General features: G+C 36.6%; 25 protein-coding genes and 2 pseudogenes. 9 read left to right on the top strand and 18 right to left on the bottom strand.

Going from position 1 to position 25,275, the window contains the following annotated elements:
- Window positions 1-353: 353 nt before the first annotated feature.
- The 11 genes and pseudogenes from QSH13_RS01485 to QSH13_RS01535 form a co-directional block, all read right to left on the bottom strand.
- A complete protein-coding gene (locus tag QSH13_RS01485; protein ID WP_286038711.1) occupies window positions 354-995 on the bottom strand; it encodes a hypothetical protein in 642 nt (213 codons plus the stop codon).
- A gap of 177 nt (window positions 996-1,172) precedes the next feature.
- Window positions 1,173-1,682 carry a lipocalin family protein gene (locus QSH13_RS01490; RefSeq protein ID WP_286038712.1) on the bottom strand — a complete coding sequence of 170 codons (510 nt, stop codon included), beginning with the start codon at window positions 1,680-1,682 and terminating at the stop codon, window positions 1,173-1,175.
- Window positions 1,683-1,706: 24 nt separating this feature from the next.
- Window positions 1,707-2,702, bottom strand: a complete 996-nt coding sequence (locus QSH13_RS01495) for a YbgA family protein (RefSeq protein WP_286038713.1) — start codon at window positions 2,700-2,702, stop codon at window positions 1,707-1,709.
- 100 nt (window positions 2,703-2,802) lie between these two features.
- A pseudogene (locus tag QSH13_RS01500) lies at window positions 2,803-3,162 on the bottom strand (phosphate-starvation-inducible PsiE family protein).
- An 813-nt stretch (window positions 3,163-3,975) separates the two neighbouring features.
- Window positions 3,976-4,284, bottom strand: a complete 309-nt coding sequence (locus QSH13_RS01505; protein ID WP_286038714.1) for a hypothetical protein — start codon at window positions 4,282-4,284, stop codon at window positions 3,976-3,978.
- 334 nt (window positions 4,285-4,618) lie between these two features.
- The gene (locus QSH13_RS01510) at window positions 4,619-5,155 is read right to left on the bottom strand and encodes a P-loop nucleotide/nucleoside kinase family protein (protein WP_109397210.1); all 537 of its coding nucleotides are present in this window, start codon (window positions 5,153-5,155) and stop codon (window positions 4,619-4,621) included.
- Between the two features lie 279 nt (window positions 5,156-5,434).
- Complete coding sequence (locus QSH13_RS01515; RefSeq protein WP_023582443.1) at window positions 5,435-5,893, bottom strand: Hsp20 family protein; 459 nt, start codon at window positions 5,891-5,893, stop codon at window positions 5,435-5,437.
- A gap of 183 nt (window positions 5,894-6,076) precedes the next feature.
- Entirely contained in the window at window positions 6,077-6,217 is a 141-nt protein-coding gene (gene ymcF / locus QSH13_RS01520) for a cold shock small protein YmcF (protein ID WP_418312483.1), read from the bottom strand.
- 7 nt (window positions 6,218-6,224) lie between these two features.
- Window positions 6,225-6,437 (bottom strand): transcription antiterminator/RNA stability regulator CspE, encoded by a 213-nt coding sequence (gene cspE / locus QSH13_RS01525; RefSeq protein ID WP_004244726.1) that lies wholly within the window; start codon window positions 6,435-6,437, stop codon window positions 6,225-6,227.
- Window positions 6,438-6,816: 379 nt separating this feature from the next.
- Window positions 6,817-7,269: a carboxymuconolactone decarboxylase family protein gene (locus QSH13_RS01530; protein ID WP_109397209.1), complete on the bottom strand. Its 453-nt coding sequence runs from the start codon at window positions 7,267-7,269 to the stop codon at window positions 6,817-6,819.
- 245 nt (window positions 7,270-7,514) lie between these two features.
- Complete coding sequence (locus QSH13_RS01535) at window positions 7,515-8,036, bottom strand: YagU family protein (RefSeq protein WP_072062621.1); 522 nt, start codon at window positions 8,034-8,036, stop codon at window positions 7,515-7,517.
- A 233-nt stretch (window positions 8,037-8,269) separates the two neighbouring features.
- Between QSH13_RS01535 and QSH13_RS01540 the strand changes: the two are divergent.
- Window positions 8,270-9,139, top strand: a pseudogene (locus QSH13_RS01540) (tyrosine-type recombinase/integrase); the annotation flags it as partial.
- A gap of 303 nt (window positions 9,140-9,442) precedes the next feature.
- Here the strand turns inward: QSH13_RS01540 and icd are convergent.
- Window positions 9,443-10,696 (bottom strand): NADP-dependent isocitrate dehydrogenase, encoded by a 1,254-nt coding sequence (gene icd / locus QSH13_RS01545; RefSeq protein ID WP_023582546.1) that lies wholly within the window; start codon window positions 10,694-10,696, stop codon window positions 9,443-9,445.
- A gap of 138 nt (window positions 10,697-10,834) precedes the next feature.
- On the opposite strand from icd, the gene rluE reads away from it, so the two are divergent.
- The 8 genes from rluE (at window position 10,835) to QSH13_RS01585 (ending at window position 18,801) form a co-directional block, all read left to right on the top strand.
- On the top strand, window positions 10,835-11,464 hold the full coding sequence (gene rluE / locus QSH13_RS01550; protein ID WP_109396115.1) for a 23S rRNA pseudouridine(2457) synthase RluE: 630 nt from the start codon (window positions 10,835-10,837) through the stop codon (window positions 11,462-11,464).
- Window positions 11,457-11,906, top strand: coding sequence for an NUDIX hydrolase (locus QSH13_RS01555; protein WP_109396116.1), 450 nt, complete (start codon window positions 11,457-11,459; stop codon window positions 11,904-11,906). Before rluE ends, QSH13_RS01555 begins: the two co-directional genes overlap by 8 nt.
- A gap of 108 nt (window positions 11,907-12,014) precedes the next feature.
- Complete coding sequence (mnmA, locus tag QSH13_RS01560; protein ID WP_109396117.1) at window positions 12,015-13,118, top strand: tRNA 2-thiouridine(34) synthase MnmA; 1,104 nt, start codon at window positions 12,015-12,017, stop codon at window positions 13,116-13,118.
- 2 nt (window positions 13,119-13,120) lie between these two features.
- The gene (gene hflD, locus QSH13_RS01565) at window positions 13,121-13,750 is read left to right on the top strand and encodes a high frequency lysogenization protein HflD (protein WP_109396118.1); all 630 of its coding nucleotides are present in this window, start codon (window positions 13,121-13,123) and stop codon (window positions 13,748-13,750) included.
- Window positions 13,751-13,781: 31 nt separating this feature from the next.
- Window positions 13,782-15,152: an adenylosuccinate lyase gene (gene purB, locus QSH13_RS01570; protein ID WP_109406389.1), complete on the top strand. Its 1,371-nt coding sequence runs from the start codon at window positions 13,782-13,784 to the stop codon at window positions 15,150-15,152.
- Between the two features lie 213 nt (window positions 15,153-15,365).
- A complete protein-coding gene (phoP, locus tag QSH13_RS01575; protein ID WP_109396120.1) occupies window positions 15,366-16,040 on the top strand; it encodes a two-component system response regulator PhoP in 675 nt (224 codons plus the stop codon).
- A gap of 1 nt (window position 16,041) precedes the next feature.
- Window positions 16,042-17,502 (top strand): two-component system sensor histidine kinase PhoQ, encoded by a 1,461-nt coding sequence (gene phoQ, locus QSH13_RS01580; RefSeq protein WP_109396121.1) that lies wholly within the window; start codon window positions 16,042-16,044, stop codon window positions 17,500-17,502.
- Between the two features lie 177 nt (window positions 17,503-17,679).
- Window positions 17,680-18,801, top strand: coding sequence for a ribosomal protein uL16 3-hydroxylase (locus QSH13_RS01585; RefSeq protein WP_109396122.1), 1,122 nt, complete (start codon window positions 17,680-17,682; stop codon window positions 18,799-18,801).
- 94 nt (window positions 18,802-18,895) lie between these two features.
- Here QSH13_RS01585 and QSH13_RS01590 read toward each other — a convergent pair whose 3' ends face one another.
- From QSH13_RS01590 to lolC, 6 genes are all read right to left on the bottom strand, one after another.
- Entirely contained in the window at window positions 18,896-19,174 is a 279-nt protein-coding gene (locus QSH13_RS01590) for a hypothetical protein (protein ID WP_109396123.1), read from the bottom strand.
- Window positions 19,175-19,657: 483 nt separating this feature from the next.
- Window positions 19,658-20,902 (bottom strand): peptidase T, encoded by a 1,245-nt coding sequence (gene pepT, locus QSH13_RS01595; RefSeq protein ID WP_286038715.1) that lies wholly within the window; start codon window positions 20,900-20,902, stop codon window positions 19,658-19,660.
- Between the two features lie 52 nt (window positions 20,903-20,954).
- Entirely contained in the window at window positions 20,955-21,812 is an 858-nt protein-coding gene (gene cobB, locus QSH13_RS01600) for a Sir2 family NAD+-dependent deacetylase (RefSeq protein ID WP_109396125.1), read from the bottom strand.
- An 85-nt stretch (window positions 21,813-21,897) separates the two neighbouring features.
- Window positions 21,898-23,145: a lipoprotein-releasing ABC transporter permease subunit LolE gene (gene lolE / locus QSH13_RS01605; RefSeq protein ID WP_286038716.1), complete on the bottom strand. Its 1,248-nt coding sequence runs from the start codon at window positions 23,143-23,145 to the stop codon at window positions 21,898-21,900.
- Complete coding sequence (gene lolD, locus QSH13_RS01610) at window positions 23,145-23,849, bottom strand: lipoprotein-releasing ABC transporter ATP-binding protein LolD (protein WP_109406533.1); 705 nt, start codon at window positions 23,847-23,849, stop codon at window positions 23,145-23,147. Before lolD ends, lolE begins: the two co-directional genes overlap by 1 nt.
- A gap of 46 nt (window positions 23,850-23,895) precedes the next feature.
- The gene (lolC, locus tag QSH13_RS01615; RefSeq protein ID WP_286038717.1) at window positions 23,896-25,098 is read right to left on the bottom strand and encodes a lipoprotein-releasing ABC transporter permease subunit LolC; all 1,203 of its coding nucleotides are present in this window, start codon (window positions 25,096-25,098) and stop codon (window positions 23,896-23,898) included.
- Window positions 25,099-25,275: the final 177 nt, after the last annotated feature.

Consider the following 25,275-nt stretch of genomic DNA (forward strand, 5'->3'; position numbering starts at 1 on the left):
CTATTGTAAATCCCTGATATAAGCAGCAGCCAACTGGTCTACAGGCTATCCGAGAATATGAAAACAATATCAAATTAAGAATGCTTGAATCAAGCTGTAACATATTTAGTCGCAGCCAGCTCAGTTCACCCATAAGCGTAAGCTCCGAGAGTTCACTGCCGAGCCACTAACTAGCAATAATAGATTGAATTACTACATCTTGCCGAATTGTGTTGTTAGCAAGCCGCAGCTTTGGATCGAAAGCGGAGTTAGTAGAGTGTCTGCTATTGGCACAAAGCCGACCACCAACGAATATATCCTTTTTAGCGATCTCTCGTACTCAATAACTAAACTAACCATCTAAACTCTTCCTATCACCCACCATACTTCCTCACATCAATATAAAAATACTGCTTTCCTAGTGAGGTTGTTGACATCTGTCCGGAGACTATCATGGAATGTGGAATAATACGATTGCCTCGTCCACAAAGAGTTACTCTAATCGTTTTTCCTCCCATAGAATCCATCATCCCAATATGCCCAATTGTTGTGATTAATACCGCACAAGGGAATCCGACATCCACACCATTCCAATTATTTCCTGTGAATACAAAGTTATTTTCCTCTAATAAATTAAGCGGTCTTTGACTTGAAGCGTGTGTAATAACACCTTTATGATAAATTTGAATTCCCCATTTTTGAGGATGAAGTAAAATATGATAAGAATACTTCACAAATACATAAAGCTCATATTCTGCTGAATTACCTTGAATAGTATCGATTAAATTCACACACCACGCATTATTCTCATAAATCACTTCGGATAATCCACTTAATGATGGATTAGAGGCATTAAGAACTCGAATAAAAATAAGTGGTACTGCGTTATTATTACCTTCGATAACTTTAATTATGCCTGGCTTAGTTTTTATCTTTTTTAAAAATACGGCTGATTCATAAGGTGTTAATTCTTCGGTAATACCCTGATTAAAAAATAATGCACCATATTTACTCATATAAGAACAAAATGACTGGTCTGGATAACACTAATTCATAAATCCCCATGCTCTTAGGTATAAATAACCATTTCCAGTGTTATTGCAGTGGATAATATGAATGAGCATCTTCAAATAATAACTAAATTAGATGCCATTAAATTAGATAGTATTTAAATTCAGCTATATACTTTTTTATTAAAATACTATGATCCTGTTACTATCAAATCCATATGATGTTGCAAAATTAATATATTCATTCAACAAATTTGATGGCATGGTCGGTGTACGTGATAATATCCATAAATAATCTTTATCTGGCCCTACAACCAAAGAATATTGATAATTTTTATCCAATTTGATGATATTATATCCACCATAGAACGGACCAAAAAATGATACTTTTAATGCACCTTTATTAGATGAACCAACAAAATAAGCCTTACCGATACTTTCTTTCCAGCGATGTTTATTTTGACTCCAACCTCGATTAATAACCTTAACACCACCATCATCTCGTAATGAATAATTTGCGGTAACTTTCGTTAAGCCTTTTTCAAAACGATTATCTATTCTAGCGACCTCATACCACTGCCCAAGATAACGTGAGAGTTCAAAATTATTAATAGGCTCAATATCACTCGGAGGAATAACATTGCATCCAGTAAGAATAAATGAACTTAAAAAAGTGACAAAAGAACGTATCATATTTTCCTCCTATCAATAAGTTTATTATAATCCATAACGTAATCTTAAGGATTGAGGATAAGGATGAAAATATCTCTGTTTACTCAAATAATTATCAGGATACTCTGATAGATAATGATTAATTAATGTTAAAGGTGCTAATAAAGGCTGTATTCCTTGATGATATTCTAAAATCAATTGACTTAATGCTTGTCGCTGATTTGGTGTTAAATAGCGCTTAAAATACCCCTGTATATGCATAAGAACATTGGTATGATTACGTCGTGTTGCTTGGTGCTGTAATAATGTCATAAATCTATTTCGATATTCATCAAAAAAAGCTTCCAATGAATGCCATTCTTTATTATTAGCAACAAAGCGACCTAACTCTCTATAAAGAGGTTGAGAATGAGCCAATAAGAGCAGTTTATATCTTGTATGAAAATCGATTAAAGACTGACGAGTAAATGCGTCCATTCTCAATTCATTCAACTCATCCAGTGCAAATACACGTATAACAAAATTTTCTCTTATATGAGGATCATTCAATCGCCCATCTTCCTCTATTGGTAACCAAGGCATCATTTTTTTCAGATTTTCTGTAAAAATACCCGTCCCTGCTTTCCGATTACCATTACCAATAGGATCATATACACGAACACGCTCTAATCCACAACTTGGTGATTTTGCACAAACAATATACCCACTAAACTGATTAAATTTCTCTAAATACTCAACAGAATACCGATTCATCTTTTCAGTTAAATCACCTTCACTCCCGTTACTAAATTTTAATGCAATTTCTCCTGAATTTGATTTAACTAATCTTAGTGCGGGCCTTGGTGTAGGTAAACCAATAGCTATCTCAGGACAAGCCGATTGATATTCAAAATAATCAGATAGTTCATCTACGGCAAGAAGAAAGCGCTTATGACCACCATCAAACCTAACATTATTCCCTAATAAACAAGTGCTAATCCCTACAAAAATTTTTTTACCAACAAAATTATTTTTGTGAATATCTGTAACAGAGTTAAACATTCTTACTACCTCATATGAAACATTCATATAATCTGATTATAGTAGATCATAACTGTATTCATATTAGTAAGATTATGCTTTTTTTACTACTTTTATAATTTTAATTAGGTTTCAATCTTTCAGCACTAGAAATATATAACTCAATAACTAGTAGCAGTATCGTTCCTGAGTAAACAATAAGTAACTGAGTATTTTTATATTCAACAACAATTAACCTAATTATCGCAGTTATTGCGATGTAAATAAAATATTACAATGGAAAATGATAATTATACTGAAAATATTTAATAATTAATGCAATAAATTCAAAATAAAAAAAGTAATTTACAAGACCATCAATTAATAAATAAACTTAAAGTGGCTCACTAACTTTAAATAACAAGTTAGTAAGAATATTAGTTTCTTTAACTAAAAAAATTATTAAAATAATTACAACCAATGTCAGGCCAATACTACTAATTCATTGTAAAACTAGACTAATTACTTTTGTTTAATTTAGTCCTGACATAATAAATCCTAATATCAAATTTTCTATAAATTAAAATAAAAAATAGATGGGAGACTTTATATTTAATTAGGTCGCAATCAAGGCATCGAACCTCAATTTTTAATTTAAATAAAACCCAATACTCTCCCAGTTAAGCTAATAGCGGAATGAATTTATCTGAACCAATGAACTATCACGAATGTAACTAAGAGCAATAAAACAATGATAATTACATTCAGTATATTTGAGTCGGATAATAATCTAGAGCAGATAACAAGATAAATAACTTACGAGATCTTTTTGTCCTTCAGAATAAAATCAAGTAATGCTTGGGTACGTCGTTTTTGAGGAAAAATATAGAAGCACATCCTCTACGCTTTCGTTTTTATAAATACTTTCAACATCAATCATTATCTTATCTCCTGAGATTTATCATATGCTTCAATAGACTCTGGTGTATATAAAGACTGTGTCCCTTCGTTGATATTATAATCTTCTAGCATCGCTGTATGAGTATTATTACAAACCTCTTCAATATTATTCGGAACCTAACCATCTTTAATGCCTAAATTACGATACCGTTCTAACATTGGTTAATTTATCCATATGCATAGTCTCCCAGAGGAGTGTCCGTTGATGATTAGTGAGAGCGAGTGAAAAGTGAAACGATAAAAATTAGGTAGGTATTGATACTTTTAAGTGTCTTCAATAAACCTTCAAGCAACTACTCTTTAAGTGACGCATTAGAAACAATTACAAGACCATACATATCCATGTATTCGTTTGTTATAAGTACCCTTGAATAAATTGCTTCGTTTTCTCTGACAAATAAACACAACTCTCCTGTGTGTTTTTGCGCCAATAGGATTCAATCGCCACCAGCAATGGATCGCCTGCATCATTAATTTTTTGTGTACCGATTCGATATTGCTTTTTACCTGAGGGAGATGTCGTGCAAATTAATTGTGTGAGTTGTTGAGTTTCACCATCAGCCGTATGGATATTCGCCGTTAAAATGGCGGAGGTATTCTTTTCACTGTCTGTTTCTGATGCATAGTGAAGACTAAACTGTAATTCGCTTATCTCTTTTGACATAACATTTACCGATTTATTTTAGTTGATAAGGTGCCGACTCACAGCTCTTGTGTGAAAGGTATAAGTGGGTGTTGATTCTGTGGTCGGCGTAGACGGAAAGGTTACAAAGTAACCTTATTTAGGGTTGAATATATTAATGAGAATAATTATCATTACATATGTATCGAATTGACAGGTTTGATACGAATTAGTACGACATGACTTACATTGCTTCTTGCGTTTATTTTATATGCCGATATGACTCCTAGCGTATCGGCATTTTTTTATTTTGTTTTGAGTAATTCTTTTATACTTATAATTTAGATATTCCGCTCAGTGCCAAAAGCGGACTTTACTAACTTCCTCCATTTGAAGTTTTTTCAAGTGTCGAATATTGGGAAAGAACGTCAATGATCCGCGAGACACATTCATCACTGGATAAACTGTATGAGTCTAAAATAAGGTGTTCTCTGTTCCATGGTTCATAAGTCAAGTTTGTGACATCTTTCCAGTCAGGCAAGGTTAATCCCTCAACTTCAGATACTCTGGTTTCAACTCGTTTACGATGCTCAATTATATCGGAACACACAATCTCAATTTCTAAAAAACCAGTTTTTGCGAATAAAGCTATATCTCGATAGGCATCACGGGTTAACGCCAATGGATTCACTGAGTCAGCAATTACTGTTGCCCCTAATTGCAGATTCTCTCTGGCGAGTGAGTAAGCGACAAAATAACCAGCAGGCCCCATTTCGCGATCATCTTCATCGGCTTTGCGTATGGCTTGCTCAATCGTGTCGATTCGCAAGTAAAAAGCGTTTAACCGCTTTGCCAAAGCCTGAGCGATAGTACTTTTCCCGCTTCCAGGCAAACCACTGAAAATGATTAGCATAACTTGTCCTTTAAATAATGAAATCTAATAACATTGAAATATTTCGAACCCTAAATTGTTGGATTTCGTGAAGCTATTATGACAAGCGATATGACAAGAGTCGAAGAATATTACTACTCGTATTAATACTTGACGTGTCCGCCTTCGCTCAAAACTAATTGTGTTTTACCTACTAACCCCATTAAATCAAGTCTGGCCAAATACAATTATTCCCCGACAAAAACAATTAAGGCTACACATTATGCGTAGCCTTAATCTTATTCACGTTATCTAACCCAATTATTTTTTATCTTTATTTTCTATCGCAATTGTTTGCCGTTTTTCTTCTTCAGGTAATTCATATTCAATAGCAATAGTCAGAAGTCCACTTGATAAATCAGCTTTTTCTATTTTAACATTTTTACCGAGGTCAAATTGCAACGTAAATTGTCCTTGAGATATGCCTCGGTGGATCCATTTATCATTGTCTTCTTCTGATTTTTCTTCTTTTTTCCCTTCAATCAATAAACGACTTCCTTTTAATGAAACCGATAAGTCATTTTCTTGATATCCAGGCACACTCACTGTCAGTTCATAGTGGTTATCATCAATCTGTTTCAGGTTATAAGTCTGTACAGGTGATGCAATTGGCTTACTGCCTGTTAACTGACTAAACAGGCGATCTATCTGATCAAAACGATTTGAAAGTAAGTTGTCAGATAATGTTGGGAATAATGAAAAAGGTTTAATGTTAGGCATATAACTCCTCCTTCAGTATTTAGTGAATTATGGGTGGTATCTTATTTACCCAAAATATAAATATGAACGAGCAAGTATTTTTCAAGCCTTAAAACCTAAATTTTTTATCTTTAGCCAATATGAGATTGTAGATAGCAAAAAACCCCGCCGAAGCGAGGTTTTGTATATTCAACTATTTAATGCTTAACTCATTTGAGCTGTCATCACACTTTTGCAAAAGATACATTTTGCGCCGTGTGGATTGTTCACTGTGACATCAAATTGTGATGTTCTATATTGTGAACCACTACAACAAGGGCATTTAAAATAGAGGCGAATAGTAATAGCGCCTTTAGAGAGCCACCACGTTGCCTGCTGCTGGGCCTTTCATACCATTTTCCATGGTGAATGAAACTTGTTGGCCTTCCGCTAATGTTTTGAAGCTATCACTTTGGATTGCAGAGAAATGTACGAAGACATCTTTGCTACCATCAGCTGGAGTAATAAAACCAAAACCTTTACCTTCATCGAACCATTTTACTGTGCCAGTCATTGTATTAGACATAGAATTTCCTTTAATTTATTTAATTTGCCATAAGGCATATGCGGTTTGTTTTGTATTTTTACTTATGGGTATTAATTAGAAGGAATTCACAATGAAGAGGTATCGAGGATAACGCTAAACGGGAACAACTTTAAACTTACTAACATAAATAGGTCTGTACTTCCAAACCAGTGACGCTATTAAGCCATAGAAAAATGCAGATAGCAAACTTTATTTTTTAACGATGAAACCACTTGTATACTATCGAAAATAAAACCCTATTAAAAGGTACCGACTCACAGATCTTGTGAAAGTCAGGTGTTGTGATTAATTCTGTTAGTCGGCATATACAGAAAAGACCACAGAAGTGGCCTTTAGATCTAGAAAGTAATTTTATTGATTATGGTTTAACGCTATAACGACTAGTAATCGCCACTCTATTAAACGCACCTATAATTATTGAAATCCATTCAATTGAAGCTAATTGTGCCTCATCCCAATATTTAGCAGATTCTTGATAGATATCATCAGGCACATACTCGTTATGAATAAGGTTCACAGACTCGGCTAAAGACAAAGCAGATTTCTCTTTTTCTGAAAAATACTCAGTTTCCTTCCATGTAGCAACCAATGCTATTTTATCAATACTTACACCACATTTTTGTGCATCCTGTGTATGAAGCCTTACACAGAAAGCACAACCATTTATTTGTGAAAGCCTTAACTTTAACAGATGAATAAAGCCTTCTTCTAGTCCAGCCAATATTGCTTGCTCATCAATATTATTACTCATGGTAATTAATTGACTATATGCCTTAGCATTTTTTTTCGATAGTGATACTCGGCTATTCATACATACTCCATAGATATATCTAACATCTGGATATACAACCAGTTTTTTACAAATATCTTTATCATATTTGTGTCATGTACATAAGTAATTCAAATGAACATTAAACTACTAGCATTGATTGTGATTTATTCGGAATAACCAAGCATGTGACCCCGTAAGCAATCTTTACAGGTTGCAGATAATAAAAAAGACCGCCTAGGCGATCTTTAAGAAATTTATAACAGATTAAGGTTGAACTTCCTTATCTATTCAGCATCTTTTTCTTTAGTTAAACAATAACGCAAATTTTGTCTAATCGCTTCAATTGACCAGATCCAAAAAGCGGTTCCGACAAACTCAGAAACTAATGCTTGATAACCTGCTGTCCAAAGCCAGCTAGATAACCCTAATAATGGTACAACTAAACCATGAGCAAAAACAGAAACACCAATACCAAAACAAATACCGTGTAATAATTTAACCTTTGGTAAGTATTCAGCAATAACACAATATATCACAGCGATAACTATTGAGAATAATATATGAACACCATTACCGCCCCAATTAATACTATACCCCATCCAATGATACGTCATAGTATCTATATTTAATCCTAGCTTTTCTAATAAGACGACCGGAGGTGGTGTCGTTTCAAGTGTTCTCGGTGGAATTAGGTCTTCAAAACCAGATTTTACTAAAGCTGAAAAGATACCTGCTATAATACCAACGTATATTGCTATACCAATATGCCTAGAACTTTTTTTCGTTAATTTAAACAAATCAATCATTATATATACTCGCTCTATAAATTGAATATTATGAGTATAGTAGAGATAAGAATACCTGTTTATTATTTTAATTATTAGTTAAATACTGCAGATTTATTCTTATAGGATAACAATAAATTTCATCTTAAATATAAACAAACAATCAATGAAAACAAAAAACTTCCAACAAATTTTTTAATTAATAATTAAAAATATATATTAAAAAATAAAACCCCGCAAAAAGCGAAGCTCCTTGGTTGGATAAATACTGGATTATTCAAGAAGAGCGTTTAAAGGAAGGTGATATAAAACCGAATACATATAAACAAAAAAGGAAGCCGGTAGATTTAATGAGGCAAGCCTTATCCATGAAACCATTACCCGCTGTTGATGCCAGAGATATTGCTGAAATTCTGGATGAATATAAATCTAATGGTCAGCACAGAATGGCACAGGTCGTTAGATCCGTTTTTAGTGATATTTTTAAAGAAGCACAACATGCGGGTGAAGTTCCACCAGGTTATAACCCCGCATTGGCAACCAAAAGGCCAAAAACTCGGATAAAACGTCAAAGATTGACTTTAGATGAGTGGCATCAGATTTATGATTTAGCGGACAAGCAACATCGTTATATGGGTAATGCGATGCTCCTTGCTCTCGTAACAGGTCAGCGCATTAGCGATATCTCACGAATGCGTTTTCAAGATATTTGGGATGACCATTTACATGTTGTTCAAGGAAAAACGGGGGCTAAAGTGGCCATTCCCCTTTCTTTACGCAATCAGGCCATCAATGTTTCACTTAAAGAAATCGTTGACCGCTGTCGTGATCGCGTGGTAAGCCACTATTTAATTCACTATTTTCGGACTACATCACAAGGGCAACGAGGAGGCCCTGTCACCGCAAATACGATGACAACGAATTTCACCAAAGCAAGAAATAAAACCAATATTGATTGGGGTGAAGGAATGCCAGCTTCCTTTCATGAGCAACGTTCATTATCAGAACGTTTATATCGAAAACAGGGTATCGATACGCAAGCGTTATTAGGACATGCCACTCGAGCACAGACAGACCGTTATAATGATGTTCGTGGAAAAGAATGGATAACCATCGCGTGTTAATCTTATTTCTGACCTTATTTTAATTCATCAGATAATCTGCAAATGATAATTTTCGCCACGTTTATCATGCAGTTTGCAGATTATTTTCTTTCTTTTTCATTTCGCCGTAAACAAAACCTTATCGCCTCTTTTAACGTGTTGATTTTAACACTTACGTTTTATTCATTGTTTGTTTGGTTTTGCTACATTAGGCTACTTTTAATACAAAAATACGTATCAACACGTTACACACACTCATAAAAAATCCTGTAACAAAAACGGGAACCCTTAAGTTCCCGTAATCAATTCACAACACTAATTATATTACATATGTTTGATAATCGCGTCACCAAACTCGCTACATTTCAGCAGTTTAGCGCCTTCTAACTGACGTTCAAAATCATAAGTGACAGTCTTAGCAGCAATCGCGCCTTCCATACCTTTAATGATTAAGTCAGCGGCTTCTGTCCAACCCATGTGGCGTAGCATCATCTCCGCAGAAAGAATAATAGAACCAGGGTTAACTTTATCTTGGCCTGCATATTTTGGTGCTGTGCCGTGTGTTGCTTCAAATAGAGCACACTCATCACCAATATTTGCGCCAGGAGCGATACCAATCCCCCCCACTTGAGCTGCTAATGCATCAGAAATATAGTCACCATTGAGGTTCATACATGCGATTACATCATACTCTGCTGGGCGTAACAGGATTTGTTGCAAGAAAGCATCGGCGATAACGTCTTTAACGATGATCTCTTTACCTGATTTAGGATTCTTGATTTTAACCCAAGGACCACCATCTAATAATTCGCCACCAAACTCTTCACGAGCTAACTCATAACCCCAGTCTTTAAAGGCACCTTCGGTAAATTTCATAATATTACCTTTGTGTACCAATGTAACTGAATCACGGTCGTTATCGATAGCGTATTCAATTGCAGCGCGAACTAAACGTTTAGTTCCTTCTTCTGAACAAGGTTTGATTCCAATACCACAATCTTGTGGGAAGCGGATTTTGGTAACACCCATTTCAGTTTGTAAGAACTTAATTACTTTATCTGCTTCTGCTGAGCCCGCTTTCCACTCAATACCTGCATAGATATCTTCTGAGTTTTCACGGAAGATAACCATATCAGTTAGTTCAGGTTGTTTTACTGGGCTTGGAGTACCTTTATAATAACGTACTGGACGTAGGCAAATATAGAGGTCTAGTTGTTGACGTAATGCAACGTTTAATGAACGGATACCACCGCCAACTGGGGTAGTAAGAGGACCTTTAATAGAAACACGGTATTCACGGATAAGATCTAAGGTTTCTTCTGGTAGCCAAACATCTTTACCATAAACCTGCGTTGATTTTTCGCCTGTGTAGACTTCCATCCACTCAATCTTACGTTCTTTGCCGTAAGCTTTCTCAACTGCTGCATCAACAACTTTTAACATTGCTGGCGTAACATCAATACCGATACCGTCCCCTTCGATATAAGGGATAACCGGATTATTTGGAACAACAAGCTTACCTTTAGCATCTAGTGTAATTTTAGCGCCATTAGCCGGAACAACTACTTTGCTTTCCATTTACCTCTCCTTTCATGTAAGCGCACGCTTTGTTAATTTTTTGTAAGAGACCTGTCAATACTACTTGATTATTCAGCTAACGCCAATCGCTTCTCTTTTAAGGTATAATCAATCTCCCATTTTTTACAAAAACTCACTATGGCAAATCAACTTAAAAATAGCGCTAAATCGAGAAAACATCACACTCCATCAGCACAAAGAAAATCAGCTCGCCCAAGAGGTGAGCGAAAAGTCGTTATCTTCAATAAGCCCTTTGATGTTCTTGTGCAATTTACGGATGAAAATGGCAGAAAAACACTAAAAGACTTTATTCCTATTCGTGATATTTATGCAGCTGGACGTTTAGATAGAGACAGTGAAGGACTTTTAGTCTTAACAAATGATGGCAAGCTACAAGCAAAATTAACACAACCAAGTAAAAAAACGGGAAAAATCTACTATGCTCAAGTTGAAGGCATCCCAAGCGCTGTCTCATTACAACAATTTAGCAATGGATTAGAGCTTAAAGATGGCAAAACATTACCTGCACAAGTCGAAATAGTTGAACAACCCGAATGGCTATGGCCGAGAAATCCTCCAATTAGAGAACGTCAAACTATCCCGACAACTTGGTTGAAAATAACGTTATTTGAAGGTAAAAACCGTCAAGTGAGACGAATGACGGCTCATATCGGTTATCCAACATTGCGCTTGATCCGCTTTAGTATGGGAAATATTACATTGGATAATTTATTACCCGGTGAATGGAAGGAGATTGATTTTGTTTAAACCTAATGTGACTGTCGCGTGTATCGTTCATGCAAAAAATAAGTTTCTCGTCGTTGAAGAAACGGTCAATGGAAAAGCGACGTGGAATCAGCCGGCTGGGCACCTTGAAGCCAATGAAACACTAATTCAGGCTGTTCAGCGTGAATTATGGGAAGAAACGGGATTAATACTTCCCGTTCAATATTTTCTTAAATTACATCAATGGATTGCTCCAGATAAAACACCATTTCTACGTTTTCTTTTTCTTATTGAAGCACAAGAGCAATTTGAAACTCAGCCTCAAGATAGCGATATTGATTGTTGTCACTGGGTTAGCGCCGATGAAATTATTCATAGCCAGCAATTACGCTCACCATTAGTAAGAGAAAGCCTGCTATGTTATCAACAAGGTGAACGCTATCCTCTTTCTTTATTAGGTAGTTTTGGAACACCTTTTAACTAAATAATAGAAAAGGAAAAACAAAGCATCAAAAACAGAGTAAGACTTGGTGCACCTGTGTCAGTGATATGGTAAAGTATGGCGCTTATTTTTCCGCAGTGAGATCCAGTCATGTCAGATAACAGCCAAAAAAAAGTCATCGTAGGAATGTCCGGTGGCGTAGATTCATCCGTCTCAGCCTATCTTCTTAAGGAACAGGGATATCAGGTCGTTGGTCTGTTTATGAAGAACTGGGAAGAAGATGACGATACAGAATATTGCTCAGCCTCTACCGATCTTGCCGATGCGCAAGCTGTATGCGATAAACTTGGCATTGAGCTTTATACCATCAATTTTGCTGCTGAGTATTGGGATAATGTTTTTGAACACTTTTTATCCGAATATAAAGCAGGCCGCACGCCAAACCCAGATATTCTGTGCAATAAAGAAATAAAATTTAAAGCATTTTTAGAATATGCAGCTGAAGATTTAGGTGCTGATTACATTGCAACAGGTCACTATGTTCGCCGTCGTGATATTGATGGTAAAAGTCAATTACTTCGTGGTGTTGATAATAACAAAGACCAAAGCTATTTCTTATATACATTAAGTCATGAGCAAATTGCAAAAAGCCTTTTCCCTGTTGGTGAAATGGAAAAACCTGAAGTCAGAAAAATTGCTGAAAAACTTGAATTAGCAACAGCCAAGAAAAAAGATTCAACGGGTATTTGTTTTATCGGCGAGCGTAAATTTACCGATTTCTTATCGCGTTATTTGCCTGCAAAACCGGGTGCTATCGTGACTGTTGATGGAGAAACTATTGGTGAACACCAAGGCTTGATGTATCACACATTAGGTCAGCGTAAAGGCTTAGGTATCGGCGGCACAAAAGATGGCGGAGAAGATCCTTGGTATGTAGTAGATAAAGATGTTGAGAACAATATTCTTGTTGTTGCTCAAGGCCATGAGCATCCAAGATTAATGTCTGTCGGTCTAATTGCTCAGCAATTACATTGGGTATCAAGAGAACCTATTACTGAAGCTTTCCGCTGTACTGTTAAAACACGATATCGCCAACCTGATATTGCGTGTACAGTAACACCATTAGGTGAAGACAAAATTGAAGTCCGCTTTGATTATCCCGTCGCAGCAGTGACTCCGGGACAATCAGCCGTCTTTTATCAAGACGAAGTCTGTTTAGGTGGCGGTATCATTGAAACCCGAATTCAGGAGTAGATGTGGCTAAAGATTTTCGTGATATAACACTTGCATTGGCAGGCATCTGCCAAGCAAGTCGTCTCGTTCAGCAAATAGCTTACCAAGGTAGTGCAAACGAGAGCGATATTGAAGTAATGGTTAACAGTGTTTTTAATCTCAACCCAACTTCAACATTAGATGTTTATGGCAATCAAGTCGGTCACTTAAAATTAGGCTTTCAAACACTGAAAGCCATTCATCAGGCGGTAAGAAGAGAAAAATTAACGCTTGAATTGATGACTTACCAACAAGGCTTAATCAATCTAGAACGTCTTATTAATAGAAATGATGATTACAGTTCTCGTTTATCGCAAAAAATTTCTCAATTAGAGCGCCAAAAAAGTTACTTTGAACCCATGTCTGAAGGTGTATTTAATGCACTTGCAGGCGTTTATGTTGATGCGGTTAGTCCTGTTGGTCCACGCATTCAAGTTCACGGCGCAATTGATCTGCTAAAGAATCCTATTATTCAAGCTAAAGTTAGAGCGCTATTATTAACTGGCATTCGTAGTGCAGTGCTCTGGCGTCAAGTAGGTGGTCGTCGTTTTGATTTTTTACTGCATCAAAAGACTATCCTGCGACAAGCTGATGATTTTCTCGCTCAATGTTAATACTTTAAATTCAACCTGGGAGTTGCCAACAATGGAATTATCTTCGCTGACAGCGATTTCACCGATTGACGGTCGTTACGGTAGTAAAACTTCGTCGTTACGTTCTATTTTTAGTGAATTCGGTCTTCTGAAATTCCGTGTACAGGTAGAAGTTCGCTGGCTACAAAAGCTGGCATCTTGCGCCGACATTAAAGAAGTTCCAGCCTTTGAAAAAAACGCAATCGATTACCTTGATGCAATTGTTGCTAACTTCAATGAAGAAGATGCTGCTCGCATTAAAACAATCGAACGCACCACTAACCATGATGTAAAAGCCGTAGAATATTTCTTAAAAGAAAAAGTGGCGACCATCCCTGCTTTACATCAGGTTTCTGAATTTATTCACTTTGCTTGTACTTCTGAAGATATTAATAACCTGTCTCATGCCATTATGCTAGAAACGGCACGCCAAGAGATCTTATTACCTGCATGGCGTGAAATTATTGATACCATTAGCAAAATGGCTCAAGAATACCGTGATTTACCATTGCTTTCTCGTACTCATGGTCAACCTGCAACACCATCTACAATAGGCAAAGAGTTTGCTAACGTTGCTTACCGTATGGAGCGCCAATATCGTCAACTAATACAAGTTGAAATCTTAGGTAAAATCAATGGTGCAGTAGGTAACTACAATGCTCACTTAGCTGCATACCCAGAGGTAAACTGGCATCAATTTAGTGAAGAATTTGTCACTTCACTTGGTATTACATGGAACCCATACACAACTCAAATTGAACCACATGATTATATTGCGGAGCTTTTTGATTGTATTAGTCGATTCAATACTATCTTGATTGATTTTGACCGTGATATTTGGGGTTACATTGCACTGAACCACTTTAAACAAAAAACCATTGCAGGTGAAATTGGTTCATCAACCATGCCTCATAAAGTAAACCCTATTGATTTTGAAAACTCTGAAGGAAACCTAGGGTTAGCAAATGCCGTTATGGGACATCTTTCTAGTAAATTACCTGTTTCTCGCTGGCAACGTGATTTAACAGACTCAACTGTACTGCGTAATTTAGGTGTGGGTATGGGTTATGCGCTGATTGCTTATCAATCAACCATGAAAGGTCTTAATAAACTTGAAGTAAATGAAAATCACCTTCGTGAAGAATTAGACTGTAATTGGGAAGTATTAGCTGAACCAATTCAAACTGTAATGCGTCGTTATGGTATTGAAAAACCTTACGAAAAACTAAAAGAGCTTACTCGTGGTAAACGCATCACAGAACAAGATATGGTCGTTTTCATTGATGGTTTAGAACTACCAGAAGATGAAAAAACACGCTTAAAAGCAATGAAACCTGAAAGCTATATTGGTTTTGCAACTCAACTTGTTGATAAATTAAACTAATTTACCTCTCTAAAAAGGCAGATAATTTCTGCCTTTTTTTATAATCAAAACACAACGAAAACTATCTGTAACTTAAACACTTTGCTGGATACAGTGTTTTTTAAGCGATAGATTGTCTATGATGAACCCATATTTTATCTGATAGATTGACTATCATTTCCTATATTTATTTTGCAACAGTGAATTTTTGCTGATTGTACTCAAGGTGGAATAATGCGGATCTTAATTATTGAAGATAATATCTTACTTCGCCATCACTTATCTGTGCAATTTCGTGACGCAGGACATCAAGTTGATGCTGCAGAAGATGCCAAAGAAGCAGATAGTCTCATTGCGGAAGGAACTCCTGATGTTGCCATTGTAGACTTAGGATTGCCGGATGAAGATGGCATTAGCCTTATTCGTAGATGGCGAGAGAATAATATTACCTTACCAATAATGGTGTTAACGGCTCGAGAAAGCTGGCAAGAAAAAGTTTCAGCGTTAAATGCAGGCGCTGATGACTATGTGACAAAGCCCTTTCATTTCGAAGAAATTGTTGCACGTATTCAGGCATTAATGCGAAGAAACATGGGAATTGCATCGCAAACCCTCGCAATCGAACCTTTTGAATTGGATTTGTCACGTAAAGAGTTCATGATTTCGGGAGAACAAATTAAGTTAACTGCATTTGAATATACAATTTTAGAAACCTTGATGCGTAATCAAAATAAAGTTGTCAGCAAAGATGCATTAATGCGTCAGTTGTATCCAGATGCTGAATTAAAAGAGAGCCACACTATTGATGTGCTAATGGGCCGGCTGCGTAAAAAAATCTTAGAAAGATATCCAAATGACTTAATAGTTACAGTACGCGGACAAGGCTATCGTTTTGATATGAAACCTTAATATGCAAAAAAAACAGCGCTCTCCACTCTCATTACGAACTCGTTTTTTACTTGCAACTAGTGCCATAATTTTAGCGCTTGTGCTTTCTTATGGGTTAGTTGCCATTGTCGGTTCAATTGTCAGTGTGGATAAAACCACTTTTATGCTAATGCGTAGTCAAAGCAATCTTTACTACAGCTTAGCGCAGTGGGATAAGGGCAAGCTGAATATTGAATTTCCTACAAGTCTCAATAATAACACCTCTTTGGTGATTATTTTTGATGATAAAGGTAGCGTATTATGGACAACGCCTGATTTACCTAAAGCTATTCCAGATAGCATTAAACATAAATGGCGCCATGAAGAAGGCTTATTCGAGATCTCAGTTGATATTAAAACAACACGTTTAATGCTAGAGCAATTACCGCAATATCGTGTTTATCTCAAACGCCTTGAGGAATATTCCAGTAATGAGTTTTTAACTCACTCAGTTGTAATTAACCATTATCCTGCAGCTGATAATATGCCTTATATGGCGATCGCGGTTATCGATCCTATCCCTCAGCGGATGCAAAAAGCCAGTCAAGTTTGGGATTGGTTCTTATATATCATTGTTGCAAATCTATTTTTGGTTGTCCCCTTAATTTGGTTGGCTGCACATTGGAGTTTAAGACCCATAAAACAAGTTATTGAACAGATCAGTGCATTAGAAAAAGGAACTCGCAATGATTTGGATGAAAACCCACCAACTGAATTAAAAGGCTTAGTCCGAAATTTAAATGTGTTATTGCGTAATGAACGCAGTCGTTACAGTAAATATCGTACAAGTTTATCTGATCTTACCCATAGCTTAAAAACACCACTTGCTGTATTGCAATCGACATTACGCTCTTTACGTTCGGGTAAACAAATGACTATAGAGCAAGCTGAACCTATCATGCTCGAACAAATAGAACGAATTTCACAGCAAGTCGGTTATTATCTGCACAGAGCATCCATCCATGGTGATCACAATATTACCACGCGAAAACTCCATTCACTGTCAGGATTACTCGATAATCTTTGTAGTGCATTAAGTAAGGTTTATCAGTCAAAAGGCGTTGATCTAACACTCAATGTTTCACCTGAAATCATGTGGTTAGGTGAAAAAAATGATTTTATGGAAGTGATGGGTAATATTATTGATAACGCCTGCAAATACTGCTTAGAATTTGTTGAAATCAATGTTAGCAATAATGAAAGTAGTGTAATTATTATTATTGATGATGACGGACCAGGCGTCAGCCCGGAAAAAAGAGAAGCTATTTTTCAGCGAGGAACAAGAGCAGATACGCTTCGTCCAGGACAAGGTTTAGGATTATCTATCGCAGTAGATATTATTGAACAATACCGTGGTGAAATTACTATTACCGATAGCCCTTTAGGTGGTGCTCGTATTACCGTAATTTTTGCTGAGCAGCAACTGACGGCTGAGCGTGAATAATCATTGTCGATTAAGGGGCACTTCTTTCTTTTTTAAATTACCGCCAAATCTACGATGTTAAGTATCATATCTGTTCACTTATTATCGTGTTACTCACATTGCTCAAAGGAATGTTTAGCAGGAAGTTAGAATTCATTATACTATGGCTCTAGGCTTCCCGAATTCAGGATATACACAATGGACTATAAACTTAATTTAGATTGGCAATCATTCCTTGAAAGCCATTGGCAAAAACGCCCTTTATTAATTAAAAACGGCTTCTCTCGTTTTGTTGATCCTTTATCTCCTGACGAACTTGCTGGTCTTGCAATGGAAGATGAAGTTGATAGCCGTCTTGTTAGCTGTCAAGACGGACAGTGGGGAGTCAAACATGGGCCTTTTGAGCACTTTGAAGGACTTGGTGATAAAGATTGGTCTTTACTTGTACAAGCCGTCGATCACTGGCATTTTCCTAGTGCGGCATTAATGAAGCCATTTCGTGTGTTACCTGATTGGCGCATTGATGATTTAATGATCTCTTATTCTGTTCCCGGTGGTGGTGTAGGCCCACATCTTGATCAATATGATGTCTTTATCATTCAGGGACAAGGTCGTCGTCGTTGGCGTGTGGGTGAAAAAATCCCAATGAAACAACATTGCCCTCACCCTGATCTGCTTCAAGTTGATCCTTTTGAAGCAATTATTGATGAAGAGTTAGAGCCGGGCGATATTCTTTATATCCCACCTGGATTCCCACATGAAGGTTATGCGATTGAAGAATCACTAAACTACTCTGTTGGTTTCAGATCGCCTAATGCTCGTGAACTTTTCAGTGGGTTCGCTGACTATGTATTAGCAAATGATTTAGGTAGCTATCGTTATAGCGATCCTGATCTAACACAGCGTGAAAACCCAGCATTAGTACAACACCAAGAGTTAAATAAACTTCATGCCATGATGGAGGATTTACTTGCTCAACCAGAAGTATTCCGACACTGGTTTGGTGAATTTATTTCTCAATCTCGTCATGAGCTTGATCTCGCCGTTCCTGAACCTTTATATGAAAATGCAGAAATTCATGATCTGCTACAACAAGGCGAGCAACTCCATCGTTTAAATGGTCTTCGCGCACTACGTGTCGGCGACAATTGTTTTGTAAATGGTGAGTTGATGGATACTGATCATATAGAAGCTGTGGATGCACTTTGCCAATATGATTATATTGATAAACAACACTTAGGTGATGCGTTAGCTGATCCGAAGTTTATACGTTTATTAACACATTTAGTTAACCAAGGTTATTGGTACTTTGAAGATTAATCATCACTAATTTTCAATTATTAGTTATAAAGCCCTGTCATATTATTTGCAGGGCTTTTTATCATTAAATATTTAATAAATATTATTTAAAAATCTAACGAATTAAATAATTTATTGATTCTTTTAAGAGCACTCTCGTATTATGAAAGAAAAAAGGAATAACAACAAAAAAGGTACTTTGTAAGAAAAAAAGCAATAATGTATGTTTGCTATTTGTTGCATAAAGAGAAAAGGAGATAAAATAAGTTATCAAAAAATAGCTCAAAATAATAATAAACGATTGTTGCTCAGATTTTTTAATTACTTTCTTTTTATGAAAGCTTAGTTGCTGTTCTATTGCAGGTTTTAATGATTTCCCTGTGATGTTTTCCATTTAATATCCTTATATTATATTCAGTTTGCTGTCATTATAAGATAAATTCAGTGAACTCAATTTATTAAAGAGTGATTAATATTAGGCCTATATTAAAAGTTTAATTGCAAATAATATGTAAACCCATTATTATAAAATCATTCTATTTTTAATTAACTAAACTTCCCTATTAATACTCTCTATACCTTACCGCTTCTCCTATTTTATCTTATGAGAAAATTAGATTTTACTTGTTTTTTTTACAATAAAATCGTCTATAAAAAATTTATTGTTTTAATCGTTGCTTTTATTTTATTAACCATGATATTTGCAGAAATAATAAAATAGCAAATGTGAAAACACCACCAGCAAAATGAATATCATTTTATGTTAGATAAAGCTAGAAAAAGTGAAATCATGAATTTCTTAGCAGAAGTAAATTTACTAAAAAAATAATAGCCGAAATATCGGCTATTATTTTTATTTTAGAAGTTCACTAAGTGATTAGATAATTACATTAGCCTTCTCTCTTTCAGCCGTAATTTCAGCGATACGCATAATCACACTCACCGCTGCTTCCATACCTTCTAAAGAGATAAACTCATGCTTACCATGGAAATTATATCCCCCTGTAAAAATATTAGGACAAGGTAAACCACGGTAAGAAAGTTGGGCTCCGTCTGTACCACCACGAATAGGCTTGATATTTGGCTCAATATCACAATCAATCATTGCTTGTTTGGCTATTTCAATGATATGAGGGAATTGAACAACTTTATCATGCATATTGTAATAGCTATCATCAATCGTTAGCTCAATATAACAATCAGGATGCAGGCCTTTACCCACTTTCTCTGCAATCGCAATCATATTCTGTTTGCGTTTTTCAAATAGGTTACGATTAAAATCACGGATAATATAATGCATTTCCGCTCTTTCTACCGAGCCTTTAATACTTTGCAGATGGTAAAAACCCTCATAACCATCGGTATTTTCTGGTGTTTCATCAATAGGTAATTCTTGATGAATACGTGTTGCTAATCCTAACGCATTAACCATCACCCCTTTTGCACTACCTGGGTGAACATTGTTACCGACAATTTTGATATTTACAGATGCAGCATTGAAGTTTTCATACTCTAGCTCACCAACACCACCACCATCAACGGTATAAGCCCAGCTAGCACCGAATGCTTTTAAATCGACATAATGTGCACCACGCCCGATTTCTTCATCAGGAGTGAAAGCAATACGAATATCCCCATGAGGTCGATTGGTTTCTTTTAAGCGCACCATCGCAGTAATGATTTCAGCGATACCGGCTTTATCATCCGCACCTAATAAAGTTTTACCGTCTGTGGTGATTAATGTTTTACCAATCATTGAATGTAAGATTGGGAACATAACCGGCGATAACACTTCATCACCAATACCCAACGCAATATCACCACCACGATAATCTTCAAGAACTTGTGGTTTTACATGTTTTCCTGAAAAGTCAGGAGATGTATCAAGATGCGAAATAAAGCCAATAACAGGTACAGACCAAGATACATTGGATGGTAAACTTGCCATTACACATCCCTTGTCACTGAGTGTTACATCGGAAAAACCCAGTTTTTTTAATTCGTGAGTCAATGCTTTGGCAAGTTTTAATTGTCCATCACTACTCGGTGACATTTTTGAAGATGGTTTTGATTGTGTATCAAAATTAATATATTCAAAAAAACGTTCTAATAATTTATCCATGTTGCCCCCTAAGATCTCTCTAAGAACAATAATAGGGAACTCTATAAAATAATTATTGCGTCAAATCAGCTTTAGGATCATTAATTAATTCAAACAATTTATGAACATATTCATCAACTACCTGACTTGCTGGGCCATAATGTTTCTCTTCAAACTGGCTTTCAACCAAACTTGGTTCAAGATTTAACTCGACAGTATGAGCACCTGTTAACCGAGCTTCATGGACAAAACCAGCCGCTGGATAAACATTTCCAGATGTACCGATAGAGATAAAAATATCAGCCTCAGCCAAAGCGCGATAAATCTCTTCCATACCAATGGGCATTTCACCAAACCAGACAATATGTGGTCGTAGTGGCGATGGGAATTGGCAACAATGGCAACGATCAGTTGTTTCTAAGTCCCCTTTCCACTCAAATACTTGACGAGATTGAGGGCAACGCACTTTTAGCAATTCACCATGCATATGCAAAATATGTTTACTACCTGCTTTTTCATGCAAGTTATCAATATTTTGCGTAACGAGTAAAAAATTTTCTTTACCTAAACGTTGCTCTAGTTTTGCTAATGCATAATGCGCTTCATTAGGTTGAATAGAGGGATGTTGCAATTGGCGGCGGCGTTCATTGTAAAACTGCTGAACTAACTGGGGATTGCGTTGATAACCTTCAGGTGTTGCAACATCTTCAACACGATGTTCTTCCCACAATCCATCTTCTGATCGGAATGTTTTAATTCCTGATTCAGCCGAAATGCCAGCCCCTGTTAATACGACAACTTTGGGTAAATTCATTTCATGTTCCGTTTTATGGGTTAGATGAAAATAGCGACAACGTGAATGTTGTCTGCGTAAACTCTTAATTTTACGAAACTTCCTAAGCCGACGATGACGAAGTTTAAGTTTCATCATGACAATCCTTGGTTTTCAAGTTTAAATAGCGCGTTTCTTATCTTTACTAGTTTAAGCGTTTTTTCTTCTTTGTCTGTCAATAATCTTATTGTCCACTTAAAATTCTAGCAGGATCTAGTTTAGTGGCTCGACGTGCAGGATACCAACTTGCAATCAGACTTAAGATCACTGTGGTAATAAATACAGAAAAAACGTCAATTAAATGAACTTGCGAAGGTAGAAAGTCGACGAAATAAACATCACCAGACAACACACTATGTCCCGTTAATGATTCAATAACAGACACTAATGGCGTTAAATTATAAGCAATCAATACACCCAATATCACACCAGCAACACAGCCAATCATGCCTGATAATAAGCCGTACCATAAAAAGATATTGCGAATATGACTATCTCGTGCGCCTAACGTTCGTAAGATAGCAATATCACTACTTTTATCTCTTACCGCCATAATCAACGTTGAGACAATATTAAAACAAGCGACACCAATCACTAAGATCATCGATAAATACATAATGCTACGGATCATCTGAATATCACTATACATATAGCCATAATCGCTTATCCAACTTTTGGCATAAACATATTCTTTACTGTTTAAACCTGCATTATGAATAATTTCATTCGCTAAAAAAGGATCTATCGTTTTCACTTCAATCCCCGTTATTCCTTGCCCATAATCCATATATTGTTGAGCATCGGCTAAAGGAATTAACGCCAATTGATGATCGAGCATACCACTAAGTTTAAAAATACCACTTACTTGTAAGCGAATACGCTTAGGCTGTAAAAGCTTCGTTGGATCATCATTATTAGGAATTAATACGGTGAGCCAATCACCTTGTTTGATCTTTAATGCATCAGCAACACCTTGCCCAATAATAATTTGTTGTTTACCAGCTTTAAATTCTTGCCATGCATTATTTTCTACATATCGAGGTAATAAACTGATCTCACTCTGTTTTTCAGGTGAAACACCCATAACTTGTACGGCCTTTAATTCTGTTCCTTTTTCTAACAATCCTGTGAGTAAAATATAAGGAGCCGCGGCGACAACACCTTGGGTATTTTCAATACGAGGTAATGCTGATTGCCATTGTACAAATGGCTGTTCTACTGAATAAATTTGTCCGTGAGGCACCACTGATAAAATGCGATTTTTTAATTCACGTTCGAACCCATTCATGGCACTTAGACCAATAATTAAGACAGCAACACCAAGCATAATGCCCAGTGTTGAAATAACTGAAATTAAAGAAACCATTCCCGCACGTTTTCGCCCTCTAGAAAAACGTAATGCGGTCACTAATGCAAGTGGCAATTGCGCCATTATTTCACTCCTGAAATTGCGTTTTGTGACTGTAGTTGACCATCTTTCATTTCAAGTTGGCGCTGAAAACGAGCAGCTAATGACAAATCATGCGTTACGACTAGAAAAGCAGTTTGTTTTTCTTTGTTTAACTTAATCAACAATTCGAAAATCCCTTCTGCATTTTTCTGATCAAGATTACCCGTTGGTTCATCAGCAAGGACTAATGAAGGATCGTTCACTAATGCTCTCGCAATCGCAACACGTTGTCTCTCACCACCAGAAAGCTCTGAAGGACGATGATGAGCGCGATCTTTTAGCCCAACCGCTTCGAGTAAAGACATCGCTTTTTCTTTCGCAACTGAAGCAGTCGTACCACCAATCATCAGCGGCATAGCAACATTTTCAAGTGCTGTAAAATCAGGTAATAGATGATGAAATTGATAAATAAATCCCAATTGGCTATTACGTAAGTCAGCCTTTTCAGACGAAGATAATTTATTAAGTGATTGACCTTTAAAAAAGACTTCACCTGAAGTCGGAGAATCCAATCCCCCCAATAAATGTAATAAAGTACTTTTTCCTGAGCCGGAACTGCCTACTATGGCAAGAAAATCCCCCTTATCCATTTTAAAAGAGACGGATTTCAGCACTTGAGTGGAAATAGAACCATCTTGGTATTGTTTACATAGGGCGTGACAATCCAATAAACCCTCTTTGTTAATTTGCATTTGTTTTTCTGATGCCATTGTTCGTTTATTCAAAGAAGAATTACTCATAACGTAGCGCCTCTGCTGGCTGAATAGCCGCGGCCCGCCAAGACGGGTATAAAGTGGATAAAAGAGAAATAATAATAGCGGCGAAACCAATCATAAAGACGCGCCCCCAATCAAGTGTTGCAGGCAATTCGACACCTTGAGGAATAAGTCCTACCGCTGGCATAATGACGTTTAATTGACTTGAGAGTAATGCCCCTAACAGACCTCCCGCTACCGTACCTAAAATACCGGCACCAGCACCTTGTAGCATAAAGATAGACATAATCTGAGCGCGTTTTAGCCCCATTGTTTGCAAAATAGCAACTTCACCTTGTTTTTCCATCACCAACAAAGAAAGTGAGGTAATAATATTAAAAGCTGCCACAGCTATAATTAAGCTTAATAATAAGCCCATCATGTTTTTTTCCATTTTAACAGCCTGGAAAAACTCACCTTTACGTTCGCGCCAATCTCTCCAACTAAGATTTTTATCTAAAGATTGAGCACTGTATTTTTCAATATTGAGAGGATCAGTAAAGAAAAGACGCCATCCTGTGATATTACCCGGCTGATAACGCATTAAACGTGCTGCATCTTGCTGATTAACTAAGATTTGTGAGGCATCTGCATCACCACCACTTTGAAAAATACCTTTAACTGTAAATAAGCGTTGACTAGGTAATCTTCCCATTGGTGTTAATTGGCTTACACTCGGCACAATAAGGCGAATATTATCCCCCTCTTTTGCTTTTAACTGTTTAGCAAGGCCACTTCCGAGGATCACACCATAGTCACCTGCTTTTAGCATAGAAAAATCTCCATAACGAATATGTTTCGTTAAAGGTTCATCTTGCTCTTTTTCTATACCTAGCATGACACCAACGCTGATATTGTCTTTACTCTGTAAAACAACATCGCCTTCTACTAAAGGGGTAACGTTTATGATACCTTCACGCGTCAGTAATCTTTCAGCTATATTTGAATCTCGGGGTACTTGTCCGTTAGGTGAAGTCACGATTGCTTGTGGAATATAAGCAAGAATGCTTTCTTGCAATGAACGTTCAAAGCCATTCATGACAGAAGTCACTGTGATCAGTGCTGCTACACCTAACATAATCCCTAAAGCGGATAGCCATGAGACGAAGCGACCGAATTTATCGACCGCACGACCCCGCATATAACGGAGCCCTATATAAAATGAGACAGAATTGTACATGAAATCTGTGCTGTTCCTGTTGCTAATGCGAAGTGTTCAGGGATAATAAAGGGTAGTCTTACTGAATGGAACCACTCTATTCCCAAACTGTGGTTTTTTCTTTTATCTTAACCTGCCCGCCAGTTTAAGCTTTAGCCATTAAGCTAAAGATGTGTTGGGAGTTAACTACAACAAAGA

This window comes from Proteus faecis (genome assembly GCF_030286765.1).
Taxonomy (GTDB): Bacteria; Pseudomonadota; Gammaproteobacteria; order Enterobacterales; family Enterobacteriaceae; genus Proteus; species Proteus faecis.

What these genes read in the sequence shown, in the direction of transcription:
- QSH13_RS01510 (WP_109397210.1), bottom strand. Translation starts at nt 5,155, where the DNA reads ATGCTAATCATTTTCAGTGGTTTGCCTGGAAGCGGGAAAAGTACTATC.
- mnmA (WP_109396117.1), top strand. Translation starts at nt 12,015, where the DNA reads ATGTCAGATAACAGCCAAAAAAAAGTCATCGTAGGAATGTCCGGTGGC.
- pepT (WP_286038715.1), bottom strand. Translation starts at nt 20,902, where the DNA reads ATGGATAAATTATTAGAACGTTTTTTTGAATATATTAATTTTGATACA.
- QSH13_RS01535 (WP_072062621.1), bottom strand. Translation starts at nt 8,036, where the DNA reads ATGATTGATTTGTTTAAATTAACGAAAAAAAGTTCTAGGCATATTGGT.
- QSH13_RS01490 (WP_286038712.1), bottom strand. Translation starts at nt 1,682, where the DNA reads ATGATACGTTCTTTTGTCACTTTTTTAAGTTCATTTATTCTTACTGGA.
- cspE (WP_004244726.1), bottom strand. Translation starts at nt 6,437, where the DNA reads ATGTCTAATACAATGACTGGCACAGTAAAATGGTTCGATGAAGGTAAA.
- phoP (WP_109396120.1), top strand. Translation starts at nt 15,366, where the DNA reads ATGCGGATCTTAATTATTGAAGATAATATCTTACTTCGCCATCACTTA.
- QSH13_RS01485 (WP_286038711.1), bottom strand. Translation starts at nt 995, where the DNA reads ATGAGTAAATATGGTGCATTATTTTTTAATCAGGGTATTACCGAAGAA.
- QSH13_RS01505 (WP_286038714.1), bottom strand. Translation starts at nt 4,284, where the DNA reads ATGTCAAAAGAGATAAGCGAATTACAGTTTAGTCTTCACTATGCATCA.
- lolE (WP_286038716.1), bottom strand. Translation starts at nt 23,145, where the DNA reads ATGGCGCAATTGCCACTTGCATTAGTGACCGCATTACGTTTTTCTAGA.
- cobB (WP_109396125.1), bottom strand. Translation starts at nt 21,812, where the DNA reads ATGATGAAACTTAAACTTCGTCATCGTCGGCTTAGGAAGTTTCGTAAA.
- lolC (WP_286038717.1), bottom strand. Translation starts at nt 25,098, where the DNA reads ATGTACAATTCTGTCTCATTTTATATAGGGCTCCGTTATATGCGGGGT.
- phoQ (WP_109396121.1), top strand. Translation starts at nt 16,042, where the DNA reads ATGCAAAAAAAACAGCGCTCTCCACTCTCATTACGAACTCGTTTTTTA.
- QSH13_RS01495 (WP_286038713.1), bottom strand. Translation starts at nt 2,702, where the DNA reads ATGTTTAACTCTGTTACAGATATTCACAAAAATAATTTTGTTGGTAAA.
- QSH13_RS01530 (WP_109397209.1), bottom strand. Translation starts at nt 7,269, where the DNA reads ATGAATAGCCGAGTATCACTATCGAAAAAAAATGCTAAGGCATATAGT.
- rluE (WP_109396115.1), top strand. Translation starts at nt 10,835, where the DNA reads ATGGCAAATCAACTTAAAAATAGCGCTAAATCGAGAAAACATCACACT.
- QSH13_RS01585 (WP_109396122.1), top strand. Translation starts at nt 17,680, where the DNA reads ATGGACTATAAACTTAATTTAGATTGGCAATCATTCCTTGAAAGCCAT.
- icd (WP_023582546.1), bottom strand. Translation starts at nt 10,696, where the DNA reads ATGGAAAGCAAAGTAGTTGTTCCGGCTAATGGCGCTAAAATTACACTA.
- QSH13_RS01590 (WP_109396123.1), bottom strand. Translation starts at nt 19,174, where the DNA reads ATGGAAAACATCACAGGGAAATCATTAAAACCTGCAATAGAACAGCAA.
- purB (WP_109406389.1), top strand. Translation starts at nt 13,782, where the DNA reads ATGGAATTATCTTCGCTGACAGCGATTTCACCGATTGACGGTCGTTAC.
- QSH13_RS01515 (WP_023582443.1), bottom strand. Translation starts at nt 5,893, where the DNA reads ATGCCTAACATTAAACCTTTTTCATTATTCCCAACATTATCTGACAAC.